The sequence below is a fragment of the Mycobacterium sp. genome, from assembly GCF_049673265.1.
Classification (GTDB): Bacteria; Actinomycetota; Actinomycetes; order Mycobacteriales; family Mycobacteriaceae; genus Mycobacterium.
In genome coordinates, this window is sequence record NZ_JBATXN010000159.1 from 1 (window position 1) to 2,170 (window position 2,170).

A 2,170-nucleotide genomic window follows, 5' to 3' on the forward strand; every position below is an offset into this window, starting at 1 on the left:
GCCGAGCGCACCGAGGACGGCTTCGGTCAGGGCAAGGTGGTGACCTCCCCGTTCGGCATGGCGATGGTCGCAGCCACGGTCGCCGCCGGGAAGACGCCGGTGCCCAAACTGATTGAGGGGCGATCGACGACGATCACCGGCGACACCACCCCGATCAGCGAGAAAGTGCTCGACGGCCTGCGCCCGATGATGCGACTGGTGGTGACCAATGGCACCGGCAAGGAGATCGCCGACTGCGGCGCGGTGTTCGGCAAGACCGGTGAGGCTGAATTCCCCGGCGGTTCGCACTCGTGGTTCGCCGGCTACCGCGGCGATATGGCGTTCGCCTCGCTGATCGTCGGGGGCGGCAGTTCGGAGTACGCGGTGCGGATGACGAAGTTCATGTTCGACACGCTGCCGGGCGGATATCTGGCTTAACAGCCTCGTCGGATAGCCCTTAGATAGGCTTGTCGCCCGGCCAGGGGGGCGTAGCCGGGCGACAAGGTCCTGATGACTGAGCTAGACAGCCCACCCCTCCGAGGTTGTCGAACTTCCCCCCGACAGGCCGGTCTTGTCAAGGGCCGGCCACCTCCATCAGGGAACTGGATTACTCAGTAACCCAAGGGATAAGCACTGGGGAACGCCGATCTGGCCGGCGAGGCCTGTGCGGCCCCGCCGGCCAGACGGTCACCCCCCGTCAACGAACGGGTCGCTCACGCTACCCGGACGCCGAGATTACGGTGATGCGGGGAACCCAAGCAGCACGTCGATCAGCGGGCCCAGAAGCAGCGGGCCAAGGCCGGTCGGGTTCAGCAGATCAGCGTCAAGGGTCGTGCCCAGGTACCCGAGGAAGTCGTCAGGAACCAGGTATCCACCGGCGTTGGCGCCGGTGAGGTAACCGGTGATGTCGGGGTCGAACTGAACCTGGTACGCGCTGGGGTCGAGCCCGAAGAACAGCTGCTCGAGCGGGTGCGCGGTGCCCGAGTTCTCGAAGCTGTCGCCCAGGATGTCGACCGCGGTCGCATTTCCGGGGTTGCTTGCGAACATCGCCTGGTCCAGCGCCACGTTATCGGCGGCCTGCCCGAGGGCTAATCCGCTTGTGCCCGGTGCTCCAAACACGTCCTCGTAAAAGTCAGCGTCGGCGTGGGCGGTGCCCATGCTGATGAACCCGGCGACAGCTGCGCCGCTGATGGCCGCGCCGAAACCTAACGCGGTAGAATGCTTGCGACTCATGTGCGAGCCTCCAATCTAGGTGTCACTCGATGTGGATTGTGGGGTTGCCGCCCCACAGCCGTTGGCTCGTACATGAGTCTTTGCCCCCATTAAGAGCCCTCGACGTCGGCAGCATATAACAGAACACAGCTTTAGTTAAGCTTTTTTCTAACATAAATCTCAGGCGAAGTTGGGTCGGCCTTAAGGCTGCTCTTAGTTGCCGTTCGGCTAGCAGAATCGGAATCTCTGCGCTCAGCCGGACGATTTGCTTGGGAAGCCACGTGTTCGCTGCAGCGGGCGCGTCTGACCCGAAATGCCAGGTCAAACGCATCGCAACCACGACTAACCAGAGCCATGGATCGTGGTGCCTGCATTTGTCCAGCGTCGGATGTAAAAATCCAAGAAAATGGACAGTCAATCCAGGGAACCGAACAATAGCTCTACATAAGTCAAATATCGATAAGAAGCGGCATAACGGTGTGTGCAGCCAAGACGACAATTATTTGTCGAGTGTTGAATAAACGATTGTTATTAACGCCGTGGTGTATTTCCTGCGGTTTTGACGTCCGATAGCTACCAATCGACCGCGGCCGCGGCCCTCGCCCGCAGTGGCCGTCACGCCTTCATCGCCGGGGCCGATGGGATCGGTAGCGGTAGATTGGTAGCGCCATGACGCGCCCTGATGAGTTGACCGAAATGCGGGTGTCAGATGCCGACCGCAACGGAACATTGCGCCGGCTGCACAATGCGGTTGCCCTCGGGCTGATCGATTCAGCGAGTTCGAGGAACGCTCCTCGCATGTGTCCTACGCGCGGACCCGCAACGAGCTGGACAGCCTCGTCGGTGATCTACCCGGCCCGGGGGCCATCGTCACATCTGCGGCCGACCGGGTCGAGCTGCGTGGCTGGGTCGGGTCGCTCAAGCGTCACGGCGAGTGGACCGTCCCGACCCGGCTGGCGTTGGTGCGCCGGATGGGCTC

The 2,170-nt window shown here is 62.3% G+C and carries 2 protein-coding genes and 1 pseudogene; 2 read left to right on the plus strand and 1 reads right to left on the minus strand.

From position 1 onward, the window contains the following. A partial coding sequence (locus tag WBF82_RS05610) for a penicillin-binding transpeptidase domain-containing protein (protein ID WP_424382093.1) occupies positions 1–417 on the plus strand: 417 nt, incomplete at its 5' end. A 297-nt stretch (positions 418–714) separates the two neighbouring features. On the opposite strand, the gene WBF82_RS05615 is transcribed toward WBF82_RS05610, so the two are convergent. Next, positions 715–1,212 carry a hypothetical protein gene (locus WBF82_RS05615; RefSeq protein WP_424382094.1) on the minus strand — a complete coding sequence of 166 codons (498 nt, stop codon included), beginning with the start codon at positions 1,210–1,212 and terminating at the stop codon, positions 715–717. A gap of 648 nt (positions 1,213–1,860) precedes the next feature. Between WBF82_RS05615 and WBF82_RS05620 the strand changes: the two are divergent. Further along, positions 1,861–2,170, plus strand: a pseudogene (locus WBF82_RS05620) (DUF1707 SHOCT-like domain-containing protein); the annotation flags it as partial.

Bases quoted from the DNA above. Each gene is read 5' to 3' on its own strand.
- WBF82_RS05615 (WP_424382094.1), bottom strand. From the start codon at position 1,212: ATGAGTCGCAAGCATTCTACCGCGTTAGGTTTCGGCGCGGCCATCAGC.